The following is a 19,334-nucleotide window of genomic DNA, read 5'->3' on the forward strand; positions in this document are numbered from 1 at the left end:
TGGCACGCGGACGGCAGACCCAGTGAGGAGAACACATGACAGCACAAACCGACGGATCGACCGGAGAACCGAACGAGTTACAGACGGAGTTCCCGTTATCCTTTCGGCCACTGTTCGACCATCTCGACGTATCGATATTCGTCCTCGATACGAACCACGACATCGTCGCCTGGAACCGGGCACTCGAACAGTTGACCGGCCACTCGGCGGCCGAGGCCAAAGCCATGGAGATGTCGAGTCAGGCGTTCTATCACGACGGCCGGCGCGGGAAGACGCTCGCGGACAAGGTCGTCGACGCCCCCGAGAGCGCCGACGACGAGTACGGCGTCCCCCGGATCGACGACGTGGAGTACACGTTGTACGGGGACACGAGTACGATGCTCGGGGCCAACGGCGTCGAGCGCCATATCCGGTTCACCGCCGCACCGCTGTACGAGGACGGGGACCTGGTCGGTGCCATCGAGATGGTCCAGGACCAGACCGAGGAAGTCGAAAAACGCGAGCAGCTTCAGGACCTCGTGGTCGAACTCACCACGACGATGGAGGAGATGGCGGCGGGCAACCTGAGCGCGCGGGCGACCGTCGAGGACGACTCGTATCTCAGCGAGGAGATCCTGCTGGTCGTCGACGAGATAAACGAGATGGGCGAGCAACTCGAGAGCGCGGTCGGGAACATCGAACGCAAGAGCGGGAACCTCGAATCGTCGGCCGAAAACGTCGCCGAGAGCGCACAGCAGATCAGCACGCTCGCGGATTCACAGACGGAGGACATCGAGGCGGTTTCGGCGGAGATCGCGGACCTGAGCGCGACCATCGAGGAGATCGCGTCCACCTCCGACGAGGTCGCCGAGACCAGTTCCCACGCGGCGGACCTCGCCGAGGAGGGACGGGAGACCGGCGAGCGAGCCATCGACATCATGGACGACGTGAACCAGTCCGCGGACGCGGTCACCGCCGAAGTCGACGACCTCGAGAACCGCATCGAGGAGATCGACGCCATCGTCGAGGTGATCAACGACATCGCCGAGCAGACGAACATCCTCGCACTGAACGCCTCCATCGAGGCCGCCCGCGCGGGCGAAGCCGGCGAGGGCTTCGCCGTCGTCGCCGACGAGGTGAAATCGCTCGCGACCGAGTCACAGGACAACGCCAGCGAAATCGAGTCGATGGTCCAGGAGATTCAGACGGACACCGAGGAGACCGTCGAGAGCCTCCAGCGGATGACCGAGCAGGTGGCGACCGGTATCGAGCAGGTCGACGAGACAATGGGAAAGCTCGACGAGATCGTCACGACGGTCGAGGAGGCGGCCAAAGGCATCCAGCAAGTCGCCGACGCGACCGACGAGCAGGCGACAAGCACCGAAGAGATCTCCAGCATGGCCGAACAGGCCGTCGAGAAAGCCGAGGACGTGTCCGCGGAGATCTCCGACGTCGCCGCGGCCAACGAGGAACAGACCGAAACCATCGCCGAAATCCACGACGCCCTCGGCGAGTTACGACGCTGAGGCCACCTGGCGAGACAGCGGTATCCAGTTCGTAACGAACCCGTAGAGAAACTCGAGCAATCGGACCAGTCGCTTATTCGTCCGTGCGTGGACAACCCAGCATGAGCGAGAGCGAGGGCACCGGCGACGAGCCACCTCACCAGGAGCTTCAGACGGTGACGCGGTCGTATCTCGGCCAACCAAACATGGCGATGGACGTCGTCGGCTGGGTCATCTTCCTGCTATTGCTCGTCGTCATCCTGCCGTTGTTGCCCTTCTTCGTCCTGTTCTGGCTGATCTCGAAGACGTTCGAGTTCCTCCGCCGCCAGACCGGCTAGGCGTCGGTCCCGACCAGTTCCATGGCCGTGCCCACGTCGTGGTCCTGGGCGTACTCGTAGACGACGTGTGCGCTGGCCACGTCCTGGATGGCCAGCCCCGTGCTGTCGAAGACGCTGATCCCGTCTGCGTCGGTCCGGCCCTCGGCGTCGCCGACCACGACGTCGCCCAGTTCCGCGTGGATGTCGGCGTCGGTCAACGTGCCCGCGGCGTAGGGGACGTTGATCTCCCCCGAATGGGTGCACTGGGCGTGGTCGTCGATGACGAGTTTCGCGTCCAGTAGAATCGCGTCGTCGAGTTCGTGTTTGCCCTCGGCGTCGGCCCCCATCGCGTTGATGTGAGTGTGTTCGCCGACGGCGTCGCGGGGCACGATCGGGTCCTCGACGGGCGTCGTCGTCGACACCACGTCACAGCCGACGGCCTCGGCGATGGATCCCTCGCGAACGTCGAACGCGTCGCCGTACTCGCCCTCGAAGTCGGCGATGGCGTCGGGGTCTTGGTCGGCGACGACGACGGTCTCGATGTCCCTGACCGCGGCGATGGCCTCCAGCTGGGCGTGCGCCTGGACGCCCGCACCGACCAGCCCGAGCGAGGTGGCGTCTTCGATCGCGAGGTGTTTCGTCGCGACGGCGGCGGCCGCGCCCGTCCGTTTCCTGGTGAGAGTGGTCCCGTCGAGGATGGCCAGCGGCACCGCCGTCTCCGGGTCGGAGTAGATCATCGTCCCCATGACGGTCGGCAGTCCGTGGTCCTCGGGGTTGCCCGGGTGGGAGTTGACCCACTTGATGCCCGCGCCATCCCAGTCGTCGCTCTGGATGTAGGCGGGCATCGACCGGAAGTCCCCGTCGTACTGGGGCAGGTCGATGTAGGATTTCGCGGGCATCTGGGCGTCGCCGCCCGCGTAGGCGGCGAAGGCGTCCTCGACGGCGGACACGACGGCCGGCAACTGCGTGGCTTCCTCGACGGCCGCGGGGTTCAACAACAGGGTCTCCATGGCGGCAGATGTCGCTCGGCGGACTTAGTTCCAACCCCACTCTGCAAAACCCGGACGAAAACTGCCGGACGCTCACTGCGTCGCCGGCGCGACGTGCGCGGCTGCTGGTCTACACAGTGTATCAGTTTACTAACTCGGTCCATGGAGATTTAAACACACGCTGCCAATTATGTTCGATGTCCGACCCGAATCGGGGTGATGACACGCTCTCTGGCCTCCACCAGAAACTCGTCGAGCAGTCTGCGGATATCGCGACTATCATCGATCCCGACGGGACTATCACGTACGTGAGTCCGTCCGTTCGCCGCATCCTTGGCTACGAACCAGCGGATTTGGTCGGCGACCGCGGCTATGAGTACGTTCATCCGGACGACCGCGAGGTAAATGCCCGCGCAGTCGAGCGTGCCCAGAACCGACCCGACGGATCGGCGGTCGTCGAGGTTCGGTTCCGGCGGGCTGATGGGTCCTGGTGCTGGATCGAGGCGACGCTACGCGACCGCCGGGACGACCCAGTGATCGGTGGTATTCTCGCCACGAGTCGGGATATCTCCGACCGGAAGAGCCAGGAGCAAGCGTACCGCCAACTCGCCGACGAGTACGAAACGTTCCTCAACAACGTAGAAGACGCGATCTTTCTCCTCAACGTTCGGTCCACGGAGACGGACACGACCTTCGAGTTCGAGCGGCTGAGCCCGTCATACGAGACGCAGACTGGATTCACAAATCAGGAGGTGCGGGGAAAAACCCCATGCGAGGTGTTCGGGGCGGACCGCGGTGCCGAACTCGAGGCGAACTATCACCGGTGTGTACGCGCCCGAGAACCGATCTCGTACGAAGAGGAGTTACCCGTGGCTGAGGATGCACGCTTCTGGGATACGAACCTCGCCCCGGTCATTACCGATGGTGAAATAACCCGGATCGTTGGCATCACACGGAACGTAACGGAGCGAGTCAGGAGAGAACGGCAACTCCAGAACCAGAACGACCAGTTGCAGGAGTTCGCCAGCGTCGTCTCCCACGATTTGCGAAATCCACTCAACGTCGCGATGGCTCGGATCGAATTCCTGAGCGAAGACGTCGAAAGCGAACACATCGGCCCGACGGAACGAGCCCTCGATCGAATGGGTGAAATCATCCAGGACACACTCACGCTCGCCAAACAGGGACAGGTCGTCTCGGAGATCGAGGAAATCGAGTTCGCTGAACTGATCGGCAGTTGCTGGCAGACGGTTGCCACGGACGACGCGACGCTCGACCTCGCCGATCACCTGACGATCCGCGGCGACCGGAGCCGGTTACGGCATCTCTTCGAGAACCTGTTCCGGAACGCTGTGGAACACGGTTCCACAAGCAATCGGACTTCGTCCGATGACGCAGTCGAGCACGGCGGAACCGCCGTGACTGTTCGCGTCGGCCAACTCAACGAGCACGGCATATACGTCGAGGACGACGGACCGGGAATCCCCGAGGAATCACGCGAGGAGGTCCTCGAGCCGGGCCAGTCGTCGACAGCTGACGGGACGGGATTCGGCCTCGCCATCGTCAAGCGTATTGCAGACGCTCACGGATGGACACTGCAGATCCGGGACAGTGCTGACGGCGGGGCCCGGTTCGAGTTTCGAGAGGTCAACATCGCCCAGCAGTGAACGACGTGCCGTGGCTTTTGCTCCGACTCGCTCGTTCCCTGTGGTCACTTACGGGCCACCGGCCCGTTCGTTCGTGGCGGCTTCGCCACGTTACTCACGAAGGCACCTGAAGCCGCTTCGCGGCTTCCGAGCCATTCGCTCGTTCCCTGTGGTCACTCGCGAAGGCACCGGACGCGAGCCATCGGCGAGCGTCCGGCTTTTTTAGCGTAGATTTCTTGGACGGGGTTCCCGCAGCGCGCGAAGCGCGCGAGGAAACCCCCGTCGAAAAAAGGTACTACTACTGGACCATCCGCTCGATCTCGGTGACGAGGATGCCGGTCGCGCCCTCGGCCTTGAGGTCGGTGATGGTCTCGAAGACGCGGCGTTCGTCGACGACGGCGTGGACCGCGACCATCTCCTCGCCGGCGATGTCCATGACGGTCGGCCCGCCCAGGCCGGGGATGACGTCCTCGACTGCCTCCAGTTTCTCCTCGGGGACGTTCATCATCAGGTAGCGTTTGCCCTCGGCGGATTTCACCGAGCGAAGCGCCGTCGTCACCTGCTGGACCTTCTCGTCGTCGACCACGTCTTCGCGGGCGAACAGTCGGACCGAACTCTCGAGGACGTCGTCGATGACGGCCAGGCGGTTCATCCGGAGCGTCGTCCCGGTGCTCGTGATGTCGACGATTGCGTCGGCGATGTCGACGTGGGGGGTCAGTTCCGTCGCGCCCGAGACCTCGGCGATCTCCACGTCGATGCCCTGCTCGGCGAAGTAGTTCCGGGTGACGTTCGGGAACTCGGTGGCGACGGTCCCGCCGGCGAGGTCGGCGACGGACTCGATCGCCCCGTCTTCGGGTGCGGCGAGGACGAGTTTACACGCCCCGAACTCCAGGTCGAGCTGGTCGACGAGGTCGCCGGTTTCGGCCTCTCTGACCTGGTCTAGGCCGGTAATGCCTACGTCGGCAGCCCCGTCGCTGACGTACTCGGGGATGTCGGCGGCGCGGGCGTAGAGGATCGTCACGTCGGGATCGACGGTGTCGGCGTACAGTTTCCGGTCGGCCCCGTCGACGACGTGGAGGCCAGCCCTATCGAGCAGGTCGACGGTCGGCTCGTGGAGGCGCCCCTTGTTGGGTACGGCGATGCGCATGTCGGTTCCTCGTCGCGCGTCCGGAACTGCTTTTCCATCGTTTTCGGCGGGCGCAGGCCGACGCCGTCAGGCCACCGGCAGCGCCAACCCGTTCCCGGCCCGCTCGAAGTCGTCGTCGGTCCCGAAGGGTCGGGAGCGCTCGCGCATCCGGTCGCGGCACCACCGCGCTGCGTCGTCGTCGGCCCAGTGAACCGCACAGTCGGCGATCTCGACAGGCCGGAGTCGGAGCCGAGTCACCGCTCCGTCCTCGACCGTGACCTCGAAGAGGAAACTCCGGTCGTTGCGCAGGTCCCCGTCGACCCGGTAATCGTCGACGAAGTCCCCGCAGTCGTAGCAGATGGGAACGCCGTCGGACACCTCGATGCCCTGGAAGACGTGGGCGCTGTGGCCGTGGATCAGATCGACACCCTCTTCGACGAGGAAGCGACCGAACGCCCGGAAGTTCTCGGCGGGCTCCGTGACCATGTTCGGTCCCCAGTGGAGCGAGGCGACGAGCAGGTCCGGATCCGCCCGGCGAGCGCGGTCGAGTATCGCCCGGACTGTCTTCCGTTCGGACTCGTCCAGTTCCATCGGGAGGTGGGCCACCCCCGGACTGGTCCGATCGGCCGCGAACTCCGGCGTGTTGTCGGTGAGCGAGACCACCGCCACGTCCAGGCCGTCGATCGAGAACAGCGCCGGCTCCCGTGCGGCCGCGACGGTCCGACCGGCCCCGGCGTGTGCGATGTCGGCCTCGGTCAGCGCGTCGACCGTGTCCAGCAGCGCCTCCTCCTCGAAATCCAGGAGGTGATTGTTTGCCAGACTGGCGTAGTCGACGCCGGCTTCGAGGAGTGCCGGAATCGCCCAGTCGGGGTCGGCCCGGAAGTGGAAGGGCCGACGGGTGCGCTGCCAGGGGCTGCCGCGCGTCGAGAGACAACACTCCAGATTGATGCACAGCCCGTCGAGCGACTGCAGGTGCGAGCGCAGGTCTCCCCACACGGCGTCGACCGGCCGCTGTCGCTGGGACTCGTCGACCTTTCGCCCGAGCATGACGTCGCCGGTCAGGCCGATGGTCGTGGTCATGGCAAAATCTACCACGGTGAGGCTGAAAAACGATACCGTCGACCGGCCGACACGCAGAGAGAACGGTCGCGAATCAGTTCGCGCCGAACCCGAAATCGTCGATGCGTTCGTGGACGTAGGCGGTCCACTCGTCGAGGGTCTCGTGCATCAACTCGCGGGCGTCTTCGAGGGGCGTGGCGGTGTACTGGTAGACGTGGCCGCCGCCGTCGAGGAGTCGTCGCTCGCGGGTGGCCAGCCCCTTCTCGCGGAGCGTCGACAGCGACCGGTTGACGTTGCTCCGGTCACGGTCGAGACTGTTGGCCAGTTCTTCGACGGTACTGCCCGGCTCGTCCAGGAGGACTTTGTAGGTCCGCGCTTCGTGACGCTGGACGCCGAACACGCAGGTCAGCACCTCCTCGAATCCCGGCTCCCCGTCCACCATGAGGTCCCGGAACCGGTCGGGCTGTGGGTCGACCACGGTCATACCAGCGGATTGTGCTGCCACCGGAATAAAGGGAGTCGTTACCTCGGACTCACCGCGTGCGTGTCCGAACTCCGGAGGACGACTGCCGTTTCGCCCTCCTCGACAGTGATCTCGTATCCGAACGCGTCGAGCAGTGACAGGCTCGTCTCGACGTGGTCGGTCATCGCCGGCACCGCTACCGTCCCACCCGCGACTGCCAGTAGTTCGAGCAACTGATCGGCCATGTGTGCGTCCACGACTGCTCTTGTTCCCTCGAAGGAATCTAACTGCTCGGCGGCCGCTCGACCGACCTGCTCGGCCGGTTTCCCCTTTTCGCCGAGGGCATCGAAGCCTGCCAGTCCCGACTCGTAGTCGGCGCGGACACAACAGACCGTTCCCGGCGAGTCGCTGTCGACGTAGCTGACGGTCCGTTCGAGGACGTCCCGGTCGTCCAGTTCGTCGACGGCGGCGTCGGCCTGGCGCTCGGCCACGTCGGCGTCGGCGAGGTCGGTCGAGGCTTTCGAGTAGACGCGGACGCCCTCGGGGTCGCCCCGGTCGGCCAGCGCCAGCGGTGACGGGGTAGCGGGGCCGACGCGGAGCGTCGCCGCGCCGCCACCGACCGGATAGAAGCCAGTTCGGTCGACGTCGACGGCGATCTGGACGCCCGACTCGCGCAGTAGCGGGAGTTTCACGCGCCGGTACCAGAGCATCGGCGGCGACCACGTCACGTCGGTCCCACCCGTCGCCCGCACGGTCAGCGGCTCCTCGATCCGGAGCGCCAGCGGGAGGAGCGTATCGAACACCAACGTGACGCTCCCCGCCGTCTCGATGTCGACGGTAACCGTCCCGCCCGACAGCGACCCCGGTTCGAAGCCGACGGTCTCGGACCCGACTCGTGCGCCGTCGACGCTGCCGTCGCAGGCCTCGGCCGCAGCCTCGACGGCTGCGAGGTGCTGTGGTTTCAGTCCCGGATCGGGACGGGAGCCGCGAACGCCGTCGACGGTCACCGGGGTCTCGGTCAGGATCGACAGCGCCAGCGCCCGGCGAAGGAACTGGCCGCCCGCGTCCGACCCGTCGAGTTCGAGCATGGTCCCCCTACACCCGCACCGCTGAAAAGCACCCGTCTCGTCGGCGGCTCATCCGTTCAATCGACCTTCGAGCAGCGTCGTCGTGATCTCGGCCTCGATGTACGCCGCGATGGGGATGAGTACCAGCGCCAGGGCGATCATCACGACGGCCTCTCGAAGTTCACGTCCCGTCATCACGTCCTCACGCCGGCCCAGCGCCGCCCCGATGACCTGGTGGGTGAAGCGGAACGCGACCGCGCTGGCGAAGAGGAAGGCCGGGATCTCGATGATCCCGTGGGGGGCCAGCCCCAGTATCACGACGCCGAGGCCGGCCTCCCGGGCCACCGCCGTCGCGACGTAGCCGACGATGACCCCGTTGTACACGAGGATTCCGACCGTCAGGAGGCCGAGCGTCAGGCTGCTGAGCACCAGAACGAGGATGACGATACCGTTGTTGACGACCAGGAGGCCGACCGTCGGCTCCGGGAACGCGCCGCCGAGGTCCCGACCGCCGAACAGCGCACGGAGGCCGATGACGTCGACCAAGAGGGCACCGGCCACGATACCGAGGGCGAACACTGCGCCCGACAGCACGACGTACCGCCAGTAGTCCGCCCAGAGTCGGCCCGGGAGCGGTCGCTGGCGACCCGTCTGATCCGGAGGCGGGGAGGGACTCATGTACCTGCACTAACGGGAACCGCGGGTTTCAGCGCGGCGGTATCGGCGAACCGTGATCTGTCACCTGCCTGCCGGACGAAAATCCAGAGAAAAAGGCGGGATGCGCGATGGTTTCATATGGACGTGGGTGTAATTAACGTGCGATGATGTCGCAAGGTGCGGGGGAGGGTGGGGAGTTACACCACCTGTTGGCGGAGCTGCCGGTGTTGTCCGTCCTGACACGGACGGAGGCGGGCGAGCCGGTCGTCGACGGGTGCAATCGACAGTTCGCCGACCGGTTGGGGTACGACCGATCGCAAGTCGTCGGCCGACCGCTGGCGGAGTTGTACACGCCGGCGTCGGCCGCAGTACTGCAGGACGGCGGCTACGAGCGGGCGCTCGCCGGTGCGTTCGGGACCGCGGACCGCGAGCTCCTGTGTGCCGACGGGACCGTCGTCCTGACGCGGATGCGTGCCGTCCCACGGACCGACGGCGACGGGACCGTTATCGGGACCCGCGCGCTGTTCGTCGACGTGACCGCCCGCGAGCAGCGCCGCCAGCAGGTCGCCGTGCTCAACCGCCTGCTCAGGCACAACCTCCGGAACGACATGACTGTCGTGCTCAACCACGCCTCGATGCTCGCCGACCGCCTCGACGACGCCCAGCGCGACCCCATCGAGCACATCCGCGAGACGGCCCAGCGCTGGGACCGTCTCGTCGGGAAGGTCCAATCCATCCGCCAGGTGGTCTCCGCCGAGACCGACTGGCAACGGGCCGACCTCGCCCGAACGCTCGACCGCGTCGAGGCGCAACTCAACGAGCACTACCCCGACGCCCGCATCCGCGTCCTCCGCCCGTCCGAGGGTATCGCCTCCATCCGCCCCGAAATCGAACTCGCGCTCGTGGAACTCTGCGAGAACGCCATCCACCACGCCGCCGAAACCGCACCCGAGGTCGTCGTCACCGTCGGCACCCCGCCCGACGAGCCCTGGATCAAACTCACCGTCGCCAACGACGGCCCCGCCATCCCCGAGAGCGAACTCCTCGCGCTCGGGAGCGACGAAACCACCCCGCTACTCCACGGCACCGGCCTCGGCCTCTGGCTGGTCCGCTTGGCCGTCGACCGCGTCGGCGGCGACGTCTCCGTCGTCGAGAACACCGACGCGGGGACCGCCGTGACGATCCGCTATCCCGATACTTGACACCCGCGCTGACTCCCCGAACCGCCGTCGACCGGTTGCGCCGCCAACCCACGGTTCGGTGTGACGCGGATTTGGAAAGAACATTAACACCGGCCGTCGCTGATTGGAGTATGAGTTCCGACGATCAGCTCCGTGTCGCCGACATCATGACGACGCCGATCGAGACGATTTCGGAAGACGTGACCCTCGTCGAGGCCGCGGCCGCGATGCGCGAAAAGGAGATGAGCGCCCTCCTCGTGACGACCGCGCCGCCCTCGATCGTGACCAGCACCGACATCCTCGACACCGTCGCCCAGGGGAAAGACACCTCGGCCCTCGACGTGACCGACGTGATGACCGAGTCCGTCGAGACCGTCCCGCCGAGCCTCCCCATCAACGAAGCCGCCCAGATGATGACGACCTTCGGCATCAGCCACTTGCCGGTCGTCGAGGACGACTACATCGGTATGGTCTCCTCGACCGACATCACGACGCATCTGTCCGACTAAATTTTTACTTCGGGGGGATTCGCCTTCGGCGAACCCCCCTCGCAAAAATTTAGTACAAAAACTGCTCGGCGCTCGACCGCCGGTCTCGCGCCGAGTGAACCGCGCTCACTGCGTTCGCGCGGATGCTTGCCCAATCTCAGCACCGCTTGCTGCTACTATCATTTCGTGATGAGCAGAAGACATTTCCCGACAGCCCGGAGAACTGGTTCGTATGGACCTCGACAGGAGTCGTCTCTTCCTGGTGCTCGGAACCGTATTGCTGCTCGGGTCCGCGTGGGGCGGTTACCAGGTGTGGGACGTGGACTACACACACTCTCTGAGGGACGACGAGGACGTCACGTTCAATGCATCCCGTATGGGGCACGTTTCCTACGAAAACCTCTCAGACCACGATCAACAGGTTATCGACCGAACCATCACGCGTGGGAAGTACACCGTCGAAACCGAAGATGCGACAGTGTCGCGGTTCACGTACACGACGGACAGTTCCCACCTCGGTTCCGGTTGGTACGTCGTCCAGCGGCACGGACAGAACTACACCATCCTCACGCACAAGAACACTCCCGGACTCAGTGGCGTTCTCTTCACGCCGGTTCTATTCGCGGTCGGAATAGTCGGGCTGCTGCTCTGTATCCTCGGTATTCTCTTCCGTGATCCGTCCGATCGAGAATAGTACGCTCCGCAAGATTGCGACTCGCTTTTGCTCGCCGTTCTATTCCTGCTCAGCCAACCACGTCAACAGCCCGTTCTGGGCGTGCATTCGGTTCTCAGCCTGGTCCGGCAGCCACCTTTTTCCGCTCGGGTCCATCGCTTCGCTCTGGACCACTCGCGAAAAAATCTGGACCAAAAAGACGACCACTCACTTCGTTCGTGGTCGTGCTTCACTCCTGCTCAGCTAGCCACGTCAACAGCCCGTTCTGGGCGTGCATCCGGTTCTCGGCCTGGTCCCAGACGATGGCGTTGTCGCTCTCCAACACGTCGTCGGTGATCTCCTCGCCGCGGTGGGCGGGTAGACAGTGCATCACTGTCTTGTCGCCCACGAGGGAATCGTCGACCTGGAACCCCTCGAAGTCGGCGAGTTTCTGCTCGCGCTGGTCTTCCTGGCCCATGCTGACCCACACGTCGGTGTAGATAACGTCCGCGTCGGCGACGGCGGCTTCGGGGTCGTGTGTCGTCTCGGGTTCAGTGCCGAGGGCGGCCGCGCGTTTGCGGACGTTGTCGGCGATGCCGTAGCCCTCCGGCGTGGCGACGGTCAGGTCGAGGTCGGCCATGGCCGCACCGACGACGAACGACTGGCAGACGTTGTTGCCGTCGCCGACCCACGCGACCGACACGTCGTCGAACCCGCCGAACCGCTCGCGGATCGTCAGCAGGTCTGCCAGGGTCTGGCAGGGGTGGGCGTCGTCCGTGAGTCCGTTGATCACGGGAACCGTCGCGTACTCGGCCAGTTCCACCACGTCGGCGTGGTCGAACACACGGGCCATGATGAAATCGACGTACCGGGACACGGCCCGCGCGGTGTCCTTGATGGGTTCGCCGTGGCCCAGGTGGATGTCGTCGGGGCCGAGGAAGATGGCGTGGCCGCCCAGTTGGGTCATCCCCGTCTCGAAGGAGATGCGGGTCCGCGTCGAGGGTTTCTCGAAGATCATCCCCAGGGTCTGGTCTTCGAGGGGCTGGCCGTCGCCGTGGGCCTTCAACTCCGCCGCGCGGTCGAGGACGGTGTCGAGTTCCGTCGCCGTCAGATCGTCGACGTCGAGCAGTGACCGGACCATCTCAGTCCTCCAGAAGCCGCTCGGCGACGGTTTCGAGCACCTCGACCGAGCGGTCGTACTCCGAGAGCACGAGGTGTTCGTTGGGCGCGTGGTCGAGGTCCGAGTCGCCGGGGCCGTAGGTCACCATGGGACAGTCCCACTCCTGGGCGTAGACGTTCATATCACTTGTGCCGGTCTTCCGGAGCAGTCGGGGGTCACCGCCCGCCTGCCGGATGGCGACCCGGAACGCCCGGGCCACGTCAGTCCGGGGGCTCTCCATGACGGGTTCGACCCTGTCTTTCCAGTGGACGCGGTCGGCCACGTCCAGATGCCCCTCCGTGATCTCGATGACCTCCTCGGTGTTCATGCTCGGGGGGACGCGCAACTGGATCTCCATCGTCGCCTCGACGGAGAGCCCGTCGCCCGTGAGTCCGCCCTCGATCTTCGTGGGCTTGGGCGTGACGCGCTCGAAGACGGCCTCCCACTCGTCGTTGGTGAACTCCTCCTCGACGGCGGACCACCAGGCGATGGCGTCCTGGATGGCGTTGTTCTCCGGGCGCGAACTGTGGCCGGACTCGCTCGTCGCGACGTACGTCCCGGCGACCAGTCCGCGGTAGCCCAGTGTGATGCCCTCCCAGCCGGAGGGTTCGCCGTTGACGACGGCGTCGGGCGCGGTGTCGCGGTCCTCGACGAGGTAGCGGCCGCCCTTGGAGTCGACCTCCTCGCCGACGACGCCGACGAACGACGCGCCGGTCCTGACCGCCGCGACGGCCATCGCCGCCAGCGGCCCCTTCGCGTCGACGCTGCCGCGACCCCACAGCGCGTCTTCGTCGCTCTCCTCGGCCTCGCGGATCCGGACCGGGATGTCCCCGGGCACGGTGTCGATGTGGGAGGTCAGCAGACAGCCGTCGTCGGCGGGCGCGCGGACGTTGCCCACCTCGTCGATCCAGACCTCGCGGTCGTGGCTCTCGAAAAACGAGCGCAGGACCTCGGCACACGCCCGCTCCTCGCGGGTGACCGACGGCGTGTCGACGAGGTCGACCAGCAGTTGCCGCGCCTCGCCTTCCACGTCGATCGTACTCGTGCTCGTGAACTGTGTCTCGCTCATGTGTCGTCCTCCGCGATCACGTCCGTCAGCGCCGCGACCACCGCATCGGCTTCCTCCTCCTCGATGGTCAGCGGCGGGAGCAGGCGCACCACCGTCCGCCCGGCAGGTAGCGCCAGCACGCCGTGGTTCAGGGCCAGTTCCTTCAGCGCCTTGTTGGCACCGCGACCGACCTCGACGCCGATCATCAGGCCCTCGCCGCGAACCTCACGGACCTCGTCACCGATGGCGCTCTCCAGTTCCGTCAGGATGTAGTCGCCCATTTCGGCGGCGTGACCGGGCACGTCGTCCTCGACGATGGTCGAGACGGTGGCGTTCGCTGCCGCGGACACCACGGGACCGCCCGAGAACGTCGAGGCGTGCGAGCCGTAGTTCTCGGCGATCCACTCCCGACAGAGCGTCGCGCCGATGGGGAACCCGTTACCCAGCCCCTTGGCACTCGTTATCATGTCCGGGACGACGCCGGCCTGCTCGCAGGCCCAGAGCCGCCCGGTCCGGCCCATGCCGGTCTGGACTTCGTCGAAGATGAGCGCCGCGCCCGCCTCGGCGGTCGCCTCGCGAGCGGTTTCGAGGAACTCGGCGGAGGCGGGGTTGATGCCGCCCTCGCCCTGGACGGGTTCGACGATGACCGCGGCGGTCTCGTCGTCGACAGCGTCGGCGAGTTCCTCGGAGTCGTCGTAGGGGACGAACTCCACGTCGCCGATGAGCGGCTCGTACATCTTCTTGTACTTCTGCTTCCACGTGGTGGCGAGCGCACCCATCGTCCGGCCGTGGAACCCCTGCATCGTCGCGATGATCTTCGAGTTCCCCGTCGCGCTCCGGGCGAACTTCAGGGCGGCCTCGTTGGCCTCGGTCCCGGAGTTACAGAGCCACGTCTTGTCGATGGGGTCCGGCGCCGTGGCGGCCAGTTTCTCGTACAACTCGGTCCGGGCCGCGTTGGGGTACGAGGCCTGCACGTAGGTCAGATCGTCGAGCTGGTCGCGGACGGCCCCGTCGACGGCCTCGTGACCGTGCCCGAGCGGGACGCAGGCGTAGCTCGCGCCCATGTCCAGGTACTCGGTCCCGCTGTCGTCGTACAGATAGGGTCCGTCGCCGGACTCGATCTGGATCGGCTTCTCATTAAATACGAATCCGCTCATGCTGAATCCTCCAAAGCTTCCTGATACAGGTGCGTCCCGCCGCCGTCGAGTGCCGACAGGATGGGGTCGTCGGCGTTGGCGTCGGCGATGACGACTTCTTCGGCTCCCTCCGAGAGCGCCTCCTCGGCGGCCATGATCTTGCGGCTCATGAAGCCCTCGGCGGCGTCCTCCAGGGCGTCCCACTCCTCGCCGGTCTCGACGGACTCGATGAGCGTCGAGGGGTCGTCGGGGTCGGCGTAGACGCCTTCGACGTCCGTCAGCAGGACGAGCGTCCCGTCGAGCGCGCCGGCGATGGCGGCCGCCGACCGGTCGGCGTCGGTGTTGACGGGAATGATCTCGCCGTCGTCGGCGCCAGCCATCGGCGGGCTGGCGACCGGGACGTAGCCGTCCGAGAGCAGCGACTCCAGTAGGTCCTCGTTGACCTCCTTGATCGTCCCGGAGTGGTCGCCCCGCTTGATCTTCTTCTTGCCGTCCTCCTTGACGCGCACGGCCGACTTGCGCGGGCCGTGCAGCAGCTTCCCGTCGACGCCGTTGAGTCCGACGGCATCGACGTCCAAGCTCTGGAGGCCGGCGACGAGCTGTGTGTTGAGGTGGCCGAAGACCATCTCGAACACTTCCATCGTCCGCTCGTCGGTGAAGCGACCGACGACGCCCGACGGCGTCTCGACGTACTCCGGTTCCATGCCGAGGTGTTCCAGCGTGTCGTCGACGGCGGTCGAGCCGCCGTGAACCACGGCAACCGACTCGCCGTCCTCGTCGTCTCGCGGGTCGCTCTGCTCCCCGCTCGACTGTTCGGAGGGACTGCGTCCCTCCACTAGCGTTGCGACGTCCGAAAGGGCACCCGCCGGGTCAACGGCACGGGCACCACCGACTTTGATTACGATTGTCATATAAAAATCACTCCGAAGCTATGGGGAGCCGACGGGATGCAGGCCGGCGAAGTCCAGGCCGGCGGTCTCGTCGAGACCGAGCGCGACGTTGGCCGCGTGGACGGCCTGTCCGGCCGAGCCTTTCATCATGTTGTCGATGGCCGAGAACACGACCAGCCGCTTGTTCGCGGGGTCGAGTTCGAAGCCGACTTCGGCCTTGTTCGTCCCGGCGACGGCCTTGGGCTCGGGGTAGCGATACACCCCGCCGCCGCCCGCGACGAGTTCGACGAACGGTTCGTCCTCGTACTGCTCGCGGTACGCGCCCCAGAGGTCGCCCTTCGAGACGGGGCCGTCGGGGAAGACGTGGCAGGTGGCCGAGGCACCGCGGATCATCTCCACCGCGTGAACGGTGAAGGACACGTCGGCACCGAGGAACTGCTGGATCTCGGCCTCGTGACGGTGGCCCGTGGGCGCGTACGGGCGGACGACGCCCGAGCGCTCGGGATGGCTGGAGGCCTCGCCGCCGCCAGCGCCGCCCTCCGAGGAACCGACCTTCACGTCGACGACGATCTGCTCGTCACCGCTCAGGATGCCCTCCTCGAACAGGGGCAACAGGCCCATGATCGTCGCCGTGGCGTTACAGCCACCCGACGCGATGAGGTCCGCACCCTCCAGGTTCTCCCGGTTCAGTTCGGGCAGGGCGTACTCGCTCTGTTCGAGCAGTTCGGGCCGGTCGTGGCCGTCGTACCACTCGTCGTACTGTTCCTCGGTGTCGAGGCGGAAGTCCGCCGAGAGGTCGACGACGGTTCCGGCCGCGTCCTGGAACTCGTCGATGTGCTCCATCGAAACCCCATGAGGCGTCGCGGCGAACAGTACGTCCACCGAATCGAGGTCCTCGGGGCTGGAAAAGCGCAGGTCCATCCCGCGGAGGTTGGGATGCTGGTGGCCGACGGTCTTGTTCGCGTACGAGCGACTCGTCGCCTGGGTCACCTCGAACTCTGGGTGCTGATAGAGCAGGCGCAGGAGTTCGCCGCCGGTGAAGCCGGACCCGCCGACGACGGAGGCCGTCAGCGACGGTTCGCCGTTCGCGGACATCAGGCAGTCACCTCCTGCTCGACTTTCGTCTCCAGCCAGTCGACGACCGTCGCGGGCACGTCCACGTCGGTCGCGTCGTTCAGGGCCTTGAACTCGACGTTGTGGTTGACCTCGTGGACGGTGTACCCGTCCTCGGTCCCCATGAGGTCGATGCCGAGCAGGCCGCCGCCGACGGCGTCGGAGGCGCGCTCGACGAGGTCCAGCGCCTCGTCGTCGAGTCCGAACGCGTCGGTCTCGGCACCCTTGGCGGCGTTGGTGATCCAGTGGTCCGAGGAGCGGACCATCGCGGCGACGGGTTCGCCGTCGGTCGCGAGCACGCGGATGTCCTCGCCGCCTTTCTCGACGTACTCCTGGACGTAGAACACCTTGTGTTCGTAGTGACCCAGGGTCTCCTTGTGTTCGAGGATCGCCTCGGCGGCGTTGCGGTTGTCGATCTTGGCCATCAGCCGGCCCCACGAACCCACGACGGGCTTGATGACGCAGGGGTAGCCGAAGTCCTCGATGGCTTCCAGGGCCGCGTCCTTGGTGAACGCGACCGTCGTCTCCGGCGTCGGCACCGCACCCTCGACGAGCGCGAGGCTGTTTTTCGCCTTGTCGGCACAGACCTCGGCGGTGTCGGGGTGGTTGACGACCGGGATGTCGTACGACTCGATGAAGCGCGTTGCGTAGACGCTTCGGCTGGTCGCCAGACACCGGTCGACGACGACGTCGACGCCCTCGAAGTCCGGCGGTGCCTCGTCGAGGCTGAACTGCTGTTTGCGCACGTCGATCTTCGTCACGTCGTGGTCGCGCTCGCGCAACTCCGAGAGCAGGAGCTTCTCGTCTTTGCGGATGCGCGAGTAGAGGATTCCGATATTCATTATTGTCCCCGCGTGGTCGTCCAGGCGGCACGGAGCGCTCCCGAGAGCCTCGCGGTGACACCGTTCGTTTTCGTCGCGGGAGCCGCTCCGACCGCCCTCACCGCTTATTCACCCCAGTCCTCTTCGAGCTCGGGCGCCGAGTCCAGTTCGACGGGGTCGGCGCTTACGACCTCGAGTTCCGCACCGCAGGTCGCACAGTCAACGATCTCTCCGACTTCCAGGTCGTCGTGCAGGGACACTTCCGCCCCGCACTCGATGCAGTCCGTCATTGTACCTCTATCTCCCTTTCGGATGTACTTAAACGCTTCGGACTTGTCGGACAAAATGAACGTCACAAACTACCGTCTAACGGTGCGAATCCGAACAATACGGCGTTTCACGATTCCAGTATCATGAATTTGGTATATTTTCCCCTCGCGGGGATGGGAACGTCGGGCGTCGCGGTCGTCGCAGCCGGGTCAACTGCCTACACATAGCCGGCTCCCTCCGTCCGAAGCTCCGTTTCGGCTGCCGACAGCGCGTCGCGTTCGGCCGCCAGCGACTCCCTGTCGGCTGATAGGTCGTCGTCGGCAGCAGCGAGTTGCGTCGCGACTGCCTCGGGCGCGGGGCCGCCGGCCGAGTCGCGACTCGCCACGCTCTGTGCGGGGTCCAGCGCCGCCTCGACGGCCTCGCGGCTCGCGGCTTCGCCGCTCGCGTCTTCCGAGGCCTCGCTTCGCTCGGCCTCGCGGTCGACGTGAGCCGACAGCGACTCGCCCAGGACCTCCTGGGCTGCACTTTCCAAGGTCTCGTAATCGGGGTCGTCGCTCTTCTCGGCTGCCAGCGCGACCATCTCGTGGGCCGTCCGGAACGGGACGCCCGACATCGCCAGCAGGTCCGCGACGCCCGTCGCCGTCGAGAACCCCTCGCCGGCCTCCCGAGCGAGCAGGTCGGCGTTCCACTCGGCGGTCGCCACCGCGCCGGCGGCGACTTCCGTGGCCTCGATCACCGAATCGACGGCGTCCCAGCCGTGGCCGGTCGCCCGCTGGAGGTCGCGGTTGTACGCCCGGGGCAGTCCCTTCAGCGTCGTCAGCAGCCCCGAGACCGCGGCGTGAGCGTCGCCCGCCCGCGACCGGACGAGTTCCAGCGTGTCCGGGTTCTTCTTCTGGGGCATGATCGACGAGGTCGAGGAGTAGTCGTCCGAGAGGTCGACGTAGCCGTCGTTGGCGAAGATCACGAAGTCCTCGCTGAGTCCGGACAGCGTCGTCGCCAGGTTGGAAAGGGCCGTCGTCGCCTCCAGCAGGTTGTCGCGGGCAGAGGACGCGTCCATGGAGTTCGAGAGGACCGAATCGAACCCGAGCAGCTCGGCGGTGCGCTCGCGGTCGATGTCGAAGGGCGTCCCCGCGAAGGCCGCGCTCCCCAGCGGCGAGCGGTTCGTCCGCTCGTAGGCCCCGAACAGCCGTTCGGTGTCGCGGGCCAGCGCCCGCTCGTAGGAGAGCAGGTAATGTCCCACGGTCGTCGGCTGGGCGTACTGGAGATGAGTGAAGCCGGGCATCAGCGTCTCGGCGTGCTCGCGGGCCGTCTCCAGCAGTTGCTCGCGCGCGCCGATCACCGTCTCGATCGCGTCGAGCAGGTCTTCCCGAAGCCGGTAGCGGATGCAGGTCGCGACCTCGTCGTTCCGGGAGCGGGCGGTGTGCATCCGCCCACCCTCCGGGCCGACCCGTTCGATCACTGCCGTCTCGATGGCGGCGTGGATGTCCTCGCCGTCGGGCAGGTCGCCGTGGCCGGCGTCCTCGATGTCGTCGAGTGCGTCGAGGATCGCCCCCGCGTTCTCGTCGTCGACGATGCCCTGTTCGGCCAGCATCACGACGTGGGCGCGGTCCACGGCGAGATCAGCCTCGAAGATGCGTTCGTCCGCCGCGAGCGACGAGAGGAACCCACGCGCGGGGCCGCCGCTGAAGCGGTCCCGGCGGACGACGTCACCCTGGCTGTCGCCTTCGGCGTCCGCATTCGCCTCGTTTGTGGGTTCCTCTGTCATGAT

The 19,334-nt window shown here is 66.2% G+C and carries 20 protein-coding genes; 6 read left to right on the top strand and 14 right to left on the bottom strand.

Going from position 1 to position 19,334, the window contains the following annotated elements:
• Window positions 1-35: 35 nt before the first annotated feature.
• Together E2481_RS10505 and E2481_RS10510 are read left to right on the top strand one after the other, a co-directional pair.
• A complete protein-coding gene (locus E2481_RS10505; RefSeq protein WP_136717092.1) occupies window positions 36-1,505 on the top strand; it encodes a methyl-accepting chemotaxis protein in 1,470 nt (489 codons plus the stop codon).
• A gap of 101 nt (window positions 1,506-1,606) precedes the next feature.
• Window positions 1,607-1,822, top strand: coding sequence for a DUF7535 family protein (locus E2481_RS10510; RefSeq protein WP_136717093.1), 216 nt, complete (start codon window positions 1,607-1,609; stop codon window positions 1,820-1,822).
• On the opposite strand, the gene E2481_RS10515 is transcribed toward E2481_RS10510, so the two are convergent.
• A complete protein-coding gene (locus E2481_RS10515; protein ID WP_136717094.1) occupies window positions 1,819-2,811 on the bottom strand; it encodes an ornithine cyclodeaminase family protein in 993 nt (330 codons plus the stop codon). The genes E2481_RS10510 and E2481_RS10515 overlap by 4 nt on opposite strands.
• Before the next feature lie 176 nt (window positions 2,812-2,987).
• On the opposite strand from E2481_RS10515, the gene E2481_RS10520 reads away from it, so the two are divergent.
• Window positions 2,988-4,457, top strand: coding sequence for a sensor histidine kinase (locus tag E2481_RS10520; RefSeq protein ID WP_136717095.1), 1,470 nt, complete (start codon window positions 2,988-2,990; stop codon window positions 4,455-4,457).
• A 277-nt stretch (window positions 4,458-4,734) separates the two neighbouring features.
• On the opposite strand, the gene hisG is transcribed toward E2481_RS10520, so the two are convergent.
• The 5 genes from hisG to E2481_RS10545 form a co-directional block, all read right to left on the bottom strand.
• Window positions 4,735-5,583 (bottom strand): ATP phosphoribosyltransferase, encoded by an 849-nt coding sequence (gene hisG, locus E2481_RS10525; protein ID WP_136717096.1) that lies wholly within the window; start codon window positions 5,581-5,583, stop codon window positions 4,735-4,737.
• A 66-nt stretch (window positions 5,584-5,649) separates the two neighbouring features.
• On the bottom strand, window positions 5,650-6,642 hold the full coding sequence (locus tag E2481_RS10530) for a CapA family protein (protein ID WP_136717097.1): 993 nt from the start codon (window positions 6,640-6,642) through the stop codon (window positions 5,650-5,652).
• A gap of 73 nt (window positions 6,643-6,715) precedes the next feature.
• On the bottom strand, window positions 6,716-7,105 hold the full coding sequence (locus E2481_RS10535; RefSeq protein ID WP_136717098.1) for a helix-turn-helix domain-containing protein: 390 nt from the start codon (window positions 7,103-7,105) through the stop codon (window positions 6,716-6,718).
• Window positions 7,106-7,143: 38 nt separating this feature from the next.
• Window positions 7,144-8,172, bottom strand: coding sequence for an RNA 3'-terminal phosphate cyclase (gene rtcA, locus E2481_RS10540; RefSeq protein ID WP_136717099.1), 1,029 nt, complete (start codon window positions 8,170-8,172; stop codon window positions 7,144-7,146).
• Between the two features lie 48 nt (window positions 8,173-8,220).
• Entirely contained in the window at window positions 8,221-8,829 is a 609-nt protein-coding gene (locus E2481_RS10545; protein ID WP_136717100.1) for a stage II sporulation protein M, read from the bottom strand.
• Window positions 8,830-8,972: 143 nt separating this feature from the next.
• Here E2481_RS10545 and E2481_RS10550 point away from each other — a divergent pair, with 143 nt between their 5' ends.
• The 3 genes from E2481_RS10550 (at window position 8,973) to E2481_RS10560 (ending at window position 11,171) form a co-directional block, all read left to right on the top strand.
• Window positions 8,973-10,010, top strand: coding sequence for a PAS domain-containing sensor histidine kinase (locus E2481_RS10550; RefSeq protein WP_136717101.1), 1,038 nt, complete (start codon window positions 8,973-8,975; stop codon window positions 10,008-10,010).
• Between the two features lie 110 nt (window positions 10,011-10,120).
• On the top strand, window positions 10,121-10,498 hold the full coding sequence (locus E2481_RS10555) for a CBS domain-containing protein (protein WP_250137792.1): 378 nt from the start codon (window positions 10,121-10,123) through the stop codon (window positions 10,496-10,498).
• A gap of 211 nt (window positions 10,499-10,709) precedes the next feature.
• Window positions 10,710-11,171 (top strand): hypothetical protein, encoded by a 462-nt coding sequence (locus E2481_RS10560; RefSeq protein ID WP_136717102.1) that lies wholly within the window; start codon window positions 10,710-10,712, stop codon window positions 11,169-11,171.
• A 208-nt stretch (window positions 11,172-11,379) separates the two neighbouring features.
• Here E2481_RS10560 and argF read toward each other — a convergent pair whose 3' ends face one another.
• The 8 genes from argF to argH form a co-directional block, all read right to left on the bottom strand.
• Window positions 11,380-12,270: an ornithine carbamoyltransferase gene (gene argF / locus E2481_RS10565; protein WP_136717103.1), complete on the bottom strand. Its 891-nt coding sequence runs from the start codon at window positions 12,268-12,270 to the stop codon at window positions 11,380-11,382.
• Between the two features lies 1 nt (window position 12,271).
• Window positions 12,272-13,357 (bottom strand): [LysW]-lysine hydrolase, encoded by a 1,086-nt coding sequence (locus E2481_RS10570; protein ID WP_136717104.1) that lies wholly within the window; start codon window positions 13,355-13,357, stop codon window positions 12,272-12,274.
• A complete protein-coding gene (locus E2481_RS10575; RefSeq protein ID WP_136717105.1) occupies window positions 13,354-14,493 on the bottom strand; it encodes an aspartate aminotransferase family protein in 1,140 nt (379 codons plus the stop codon). Before E2481_RS10575 ends, E2481_RS10570 begins: the two co-directional genes overlap by 4 nt.
• A complete protein-coding gene (locus E2481_RS10580; RefSeq protein ID WP_136717106.1) occupies window positions 14,490-15,383 on the bottom strand; it encodes an acetylglutamate/acetylaminoadipate kinase in 894 nt (297 codons plus the stop codon). Before E2481_RS10580 ends, E2481_RS10575 begins: the two co-directional genes overlap by 4 nt.
• An 18-nt stretch (window positions 15,384-15,401) precedes the next feature.
• Entirely contained in the window at window positions 15,402-16,457 is a 1,056-nt protein-coding gene (argC, locus tag E2481_RS10585) for an N-acetyl-gamma-glutamyl-phosphate reductase (RefSeq protein ID WP_136717107.1), read from the bottom strand.
• On the bottom strand, window positions 16,457-17,317 hold the full coding sequence (lysX, locus tag E2481_RS10590) for a lysine biosynthesis protein LysX (protein ID WP_136717108.1): 861 nt from the start codon (window positions 17,315-17,317) through the stop codon (window positions 16,457-16,459). The genes argC and lysX overlap by 1 nt, the downstream gene beginning before the upstream one ends.
• Before the next feature lie 104 nt (window positions 17,318-17,421).
• Window positions 17,422-17,586, bottom strand: a complete 165-nt coding sequence (gene lysW, locus E2481_RS10595; protein ID WP_136717109.1) for a lysine biosynthesis protein LysW — start codon at window positions 17,584-17,586, stop codon at window positions 17,422-17,424.
• Between the two features lie 197 nt (window positions 17,587-17,783).
• Window positions 17,784-19,331: an argininosuccinate lyase gene (gene argH, locus E2481_RS10600; protein WP_136717110.1), complete on the bottom strand. Its 1,548-nt coding sequence runs from the start codon at window positions 19,329-19,331 to the stop codon at window positions 17,784-17,786.
• Window positions 19,332-19,334: the final 3 nt, after the last annotated feature.

This window comes from Halorientalis salina (assembly GCF_005049285.1).
Lineage (GTDB): Archaea > Halobacteriota > Halobacteria > Halobacteriales > Haloarculaceae > Halorientalis > Halorientalis salina.

Excerpts from the sequence above, each read along its gene's own strand:
- E2481_RS10555 (WP_250137792.1), top strand. The coding sequence starts at position 10,121 with ATGAGTTCCGACGATCAGCTCCGTGTCGCCGACATCATGACGACGCCG.
- argH (WP_136717110.1), bottom strand. The coding sequence starts at position 19,331 with ATGACAGAGGAACCCACAAACGAGGCGAATGCGGACGCCGAAGGCGAC.
- E2481_RS10520 (WP_136717095.1), top strand. The coding sequence starts at position 2,988 with ATGTCCGACCCGAATCGGGGTGATGACACGCTCTCTGGCCTCCACCAG.
- E2481_RS10560 (WP_136717102.1), top strand. The coding sequence starts at position 10,710 with ATGGACCTCGACAGGAGTCGTCTCTTCCTGGTGCTCGGAACCGTATTG.
- argC (WP_136717107.1), bottom strand. The coding sequence starts at position 16,457 with ATGTCCGCGAACGGCGAACCGTCGCTGACGGCCTCCGTCGTCGGCGGG.
- lysW (WP_136717109.1), bottom strand. The coding sequence starts at position 17,586 with ATGACGGACTGCATCGAGTGCGGGGCGGAAGTGTCCCTGCACGACGAC.
- E2481_RS10550 (WP_136717101.1), top strand. The coding sequence starts at position 8,973 with ATGATGTCGCAAGGTGCGGGGGAGGGTGGGGAGTTACACCACCTGTTG.
- E2481_RS10570 (WP_136717104.1), bottom strand. The coding sequence starts at position 13,357 with ATGAGCGAGACACAGTTCACGAGCACGAGTACGATCGACGTGGAAGGC.
- argF (WP_136717103.1), bottom strand. The coding sequence starts at position 12,270 with ATGGTCCGGTCACTGCTCGACGTCGACGATCTGACGGCGACGGAACTC.
- E2481_RS10545 (WP_136717100.1), bottom strand. The coding sequence starts at position 8,829 with ATGAGTCCCTCCCCGCCTCCGGATCAGACGGGTCGCCAGCGACCGCTC.
- rtcA (WP_136717099.1), bottom strand. The coding sequence starts at position 8,172 with ATGCTCGAACTCGACGGGTCGGACGCGGGCGGCCAGTTCCTTCGCCGG.
- E2481_RS10580 (WP_136717106.1), bottom strand. The coding sequence starts at position 15,383 with ATGACAATCGTAATCAAAGTCGGTGGTGCCCGTGCCGTTGACCCGGCG.
- E2481_RS10505 (WP_136717092.1), top strand. The coding sequence starts at position 36 with ATGACAGCACAAACCGACGGATCGACCGGAGAACCGAACGAGTTACAG.
- hisG (WP_136717096.1), bottom strand. The coding sequence starts at position 5,583 with ATGCGCATCGCCGTACCCAACAAGGGGCGCCTCCACGAGCCGACCGTC.
- E2481_RS10510 (WP_136717093.1), top strand. The coding sequence starts at position 1,607 with ATGAGCGAGAGCGAGGGCACCGGCGACGAGCCACCTCACCAGGAGCTT.
- lysX (WP_136717108.1), bottom strand. The coding sequence starts at position 17,317 with ATGAATATCGGAATCCTCTACTCGCGCATCCGCAAAGACGAGAAGCTC.
- E2481_RS10530 (WP_136717097.1), bottom strand. The coding sequence starts at position 6,642 with ATGACCACGACCATCGGCCTGACCGGCGACGTCATGCTCGGGCGAAAG.
- E2481_RS10535 (WP_136717098.1), bottom strand. The coding sequence starts at position 7,105 with ATGACCGTGGTCGACCCACAGCCCGACCGGTTCCGGGACCTCATGGTG.
- E2481_RS10515 (WP_136717094.1), bottom strand. The coding sequence starts at position 2,811 with ATGGAGACCCTGTTGTTGAACCCCGCGGCCGTCGAGGAAGCCACGCAG.
- E2481_RS10575 (WP_136717105.1), bottom strand. The coding sequence starts at position 14,493 with ATGAGCGGATTCGTATTTAATGAGAAGCCGATCCAGATCGAGTCCGGC.